Raw genomic sequence first — 3,583 nt, 5'->3', positions numbered from 1 at the left:
AAGACCAGAACAGAGTAAATCTGTTAAGGCAGGTGCGAAAAATCCTTCGGGACCCCAAGCAGAAACCTAAATCGTGAGGTTTGGGAATCACCGTCCGTTTACGGCGGTGAGGATGTCAAAACCAGGGAAAAATTCATCGGGGGGTGAAAGTTTGAGAACTTTTCCTAATTCCCATTCGCTGTCACCTTCCCGGGGGGGATAGACAATAGCTGGTCTTCTCCCTTCTTTTAATTCTGGTTCATAACCTTCTCGGATGAACCAATAACGGGAGGGTTCATCAAAAGGTGAGTTGAGAATCGGTTCGTTGACTTCGTAGGACATAGGGTTATTTAGGATTTTTTTCTTATGTATTAACTCAAGGCAAATTCGGTTAAACTACGTTTATAGGGAGCCTGAAAACCTAAGACTATATCTTGTTTGGGAACACCAGCCGCGATTAATTGATTGGCAATGCCGATTTCTGTTCCATCTCTTTGAATCCAGATTTTGTCATCTTTTATGTCAAGATGAATAATCACACCATAGATTCGCTTTTGCTCTTTCCACCCAATATTTAAGACTTGGTAATGATGGCGTTTTGTGTCAAAAATAAGTTGAGTTTCTGTGTCATTTTTGCCGTTATTAACTGAATGTTGGTTGAGAATGTCTTGAATCAGTTGAGAGTAGTTTATTCTTTCCATAATACCACCTCTTGTTTGAGAGAATTAAAGATTAAGAGTTTAATTTTATATTCGGCTACAGCGTCTTGAATAAATTGACGAGAGAAAAAGTCCTCATAGGTATCTTGAGGAATGGCTAGATAAAGAATCCTTTCGGGTTGTTCCTGTCTTAATGCTAACCGATAATTGAGGATTTGTCCTAATGCGAGATGAAATTCGGTGACTTCAGATGCGCCTAAAAAAGATTTAATCTCTAGGGCAATTTTTTGACCTGCCTTTTCTGCGGCAATTAATCTTTCCGCGCCTAAATCGATGTAAAATTCTACGTCATTGACTTTAAGATAAAGGGGATCATGGGTGATATTCCAGCCATCTTTTTCGAGGGCAATACACACGGATTGATGAAAAATATCTTTGGCTGACATAGAATTTTCTAAGTATAAGCAAGCTTGATAAACGGCTGATTTAACTTCATCAAGGGTTCATCAAAAGGTGAGTTGAGAATCGGTTCGTTGACTTCGTAGGACATTTCGATTTTGGATTTTGGATTTTGGATTTTGGATTGATTAATTTTCTAGCAGGTTTTGAGGTTGTTTCATATTAACTCCTTTTTAAGCAGCTCGAAAAGGAATATTCTCAAGGATGACTTGGGGTACATTTCCTGTTCCTAAAACATCTTTAGCGTCGAGAATTTCAATGCCAACTAAAAGATCATTATCACCAAGGTTTAAGGTGATTTCATCGTTTAACTGAAGATTTCGACATTCATGTTTTCCCTCTACAAGTCTAATATAAAGGGCATCAATTTCTGCATCGTAGGTAATTTTCATTTTGTCTCCTTTAAAAATAGTAGGTGTAAACAGTAATGACAATCAATTCTTGTTCTGTTTCTGTAACAATGGGAACAACTTGTTTTAGAGGGTAAAATTTTCCTTGCCAATAGGAATTAGTCTGAATTATAGTCTAATATTTATCCCTTCCTTGTTTGGCACTTTGTCGAGTCCCATAACGAATTGCTCCAATAATTTCTTGTTCATTTGTTCCTCGTTCAATACATTGTTCTCGAGCGTGTTTTGTTAATCTAATTGGTTTCATTGTTGATTTTTAAGCAACTCTCTAACCACTAATATTTAAGCTATGAGTATCCAATAGTAATCTCATTACATATAATCCTTAAAGTCCTCTAATGGTTCATCAAAGTCATCACCAATGGAAATTATATTTTTGTCACTGCCAAATAAAGGAGGACGTTTAGGTATAGTTTGAGGTGATACTAATTTTACCATTGGTTGATTATTTCTGGTAATAATTATTTCTCCTCCTGTCGCTGCTTTTTCTAGGAGTTGATTGATTTGCGGCAAGGCTTTATTTATGTCGATAGTTTCCATTTTGGGTACACTTCATCAAGGGTTCATCAAAAGGTGAGTTGAGAATCGGTTCGTTGACTTCGTAGGACATTTCGATTTTTGATTTTGGATTGATTAATTTCCTAATAAATCTTGAGGTTGAATGATGGTGATGTGAGGAACAAGGATGAAATCATCAGGATTAAAGGTTAGTAAATGAGTAATATTATGGGATTGCATTACGGCTAACAGCCTGATGTCATGGGTTCGTTTTCCTTTAATGTTATGATTAACGACCAGTTGAAACCAGTGGAGAAAAATCTCTGGGGTTTCTTCTAATAAAGAGAATTGAGAAAGAAGATTGTTAATTTCTTGTTGCGTTTGTTGTGGATTCCAACCTAGACCATTAACATCAAGTGGACGAGTAGCAACTACCCAAAATTCAATTAATACTTGAGAGGTAATCAAACAAGTGTCACCGTGTTGAAGGATATAGTTAATAGCATCTCTCACCAGAGAATACTGAGAGGAATTCCGGTCACTGCCTCGTAAAAGAATGTTGGTATCCAGTAAATATTGAGTCATTCGTCTTCGTACATACTGTCTCGGTGTAAGGCTTCATCGGGTAAGGGAGGATTAGAGGATTTATGACTATCAACCCATGCTAACCAATTAGCAGATCGTTGTTCTGGGGTTAAATTAGGATTGGGTTTAGGCAGGGTTGACTTTTGGCTCAGGAATTGGGTAAAGTCTAAGACTTCCTGTTGTTTGTCTGGGGGTAATTTTCGGAGATATTCTATAACATTTTTTTCGATATTCATAGAGTTATTTTATTGAACATTAAGTGTAACTTCTCACTCTTTAATATTAAATCCTATATTTCGATTGGGTTATTTTCTGAATTAGTCATAACTCTACCTCTTACAAACTTTTAACCACTAACAACTCATTCCCGCGGTCATCAATCACCTTAACGGCAATTTGCCGATGTTCTCCCACTGCAAAAGCTGCGCTGGTTGTCCCTGCTAGATGTTCCCAGACTGATTCCTCATAGGTTCCCTTTAAAGCTTTCTTAACCGAATCCCAAGCGCCGGTACGGGGAAAAAATGCCTGATTGACGTGGAAACATAGGCCGTTGTAGTCAGTATCGAGAAACCAAGCGGGGACATTCTTACCCGGTTCCGAGTCCACTTTCATTGTAACCGGGTCAAACACATCCAACCCCAATAACTCCACTTGATATTTACCCTCAGCGATGGGATTAATCCTAATCTCTGGCAGTCCACAGACGCTGAATATCTGGGAACTCCTCATGTTTTTGAGTAAATCCCCCATCAGCAGGTCTGGAGTTGCTTGGATGTAAGTCGCGGGAATCCCCACCGTATCCTGACAGTTTTCTACAAACTGACGAGCGCTAGGAGCGATCGCAAAGCCAAGGACGAACAGATGAGCGTATTGTTTTTGACATCCTCGCCGCCCTAAAAGTGCGGCGATTCCTAAACCTCACGATTTAAGTTTCTGCTTCCACCACCGTCGCATACCACAGTTAAAAAACCATGTACTGTCTTACACAGAGTC

The 3,583-nt window shown here is 38.8% G+C and carries 8 protein-coding genes; all 8 read right to left on the bottom strand.

Features of this window, described 5'->3' with window-relative positions; all coding sequences use genetic code 11:
- Positions 1–87: 87 nt before the first annotated feature.
- Positions 88–321: a hypothetical protein gene (locus EWV68_RS20520; RefSeq protein WP_061432223.1), complete on the bottom strand. Its 234-nt coding sequence runs from the start codon at positions 319–321 to the stop codon at positions 88–90.
- Positions 322–350: 29 nt separating this feature from the next.
- Complete coding sequence (locus EWV68_RS20515; RefSeq protein WP_061432222.1) at positions 351–680, bottom strand: XisI protein; 330 nt, start codon at positions 678–680, stop codon at positions 351–353.
- Positions 668–1,084: a XisH family protein gene (locus EWV68_RS20510; RefSeq protein ID WP_061432221.1), complete on the bottom strand. Its 417-nt coding sequence runs from the start codon at positions 1,082–1,084 to the stop codon at positions 668–670. The genes EWV68_RS20515 and EWV68_RS20510 overlap by 13 nt, the downstream gene beginning before the upstream one ends.
- 186 nt (positions 1,085–1,270) lie before the next feature.
- On the bottom strand, positions 1,271–1,489 hold the full coding sequence (locus EWV68_RS20505; protein WP_159292797.1) for a DUF2283 domain-containing protein: 219 nt from the start codon (positions 1,487–1,489) through the stop codon (positions 1,271–1,273).
- Positions 1,490–1,819: 330 nt separating this feature from the next.
- Positions 1,820–2,047 carry a type II toxin-antitoxin system Phd/YefM family antitoxin gene (locus tag EWV68_RS20500; protein ID WP_287170878.1) on the bottom strand — a complete coding sequence of 76 codons (228 nt, stop codon included), beginning with the start codon at positions 2,045–2,047 and terminating at the stop codon, positions 1,820–1,822.
- 93 nt (positions 2,048–2,140) lie between these two features.
- Positions 2,141–2,590, bottom strand: a complete 450-nt coding sequence (locus EWV68_RS20495) for a type II toxin-antitoxin system VapC family toxin (protein WP_193960284.1) — start codon at positions 2,588–2,590, stop codon at positions 2,141–2,143.
- Positions 2,587–2,826, bottom strand: a complete 240-nt coding sequence (locus tag EWV68_RS20490; protein WP_008199001.1) for a DUF2281 domain-containing protein — start codon at positions 2,824–2,826, stop codon at positions 2,587–2,589. Before EWV68_RS20490 ends, EWV68_RS20495 begins: the two co-directional genes overlap by 4 nt.
- 100 nt (positions 2,827–2,926) lie before the next feature.
- Positions 2,927–3,385 (bottom strand): hypothetical protein, encoded by a 459-nt coding sequence (locus tag EWV68_RS20485; protein WP_287170877.1) that lies wholly within the window; start codon positions 3,383–3,385, stop codon positions 2,927–2,929.
- Between the last annotated feature and the right edge of the window lie 198 nt (positions 3,386–3,583).

The organism is Microcystis sp. M_QC_C_20170808_M9Col (assembly GCF_007095495.1).
In the GTDB taxonomy this organism is placed as follows: domain Bacteria; phylum Cyanobacteriota; class Cyanobacteriia; order Cyanobacteriales; family Microcystaceae; genus Microcystis; species Microcystis aeruginosa.
The sequence above is the reverse complement of the archived record's forward strand: the minus strand, read 5'-3'. Positions and strand labels throughout refer to the sequence as shown.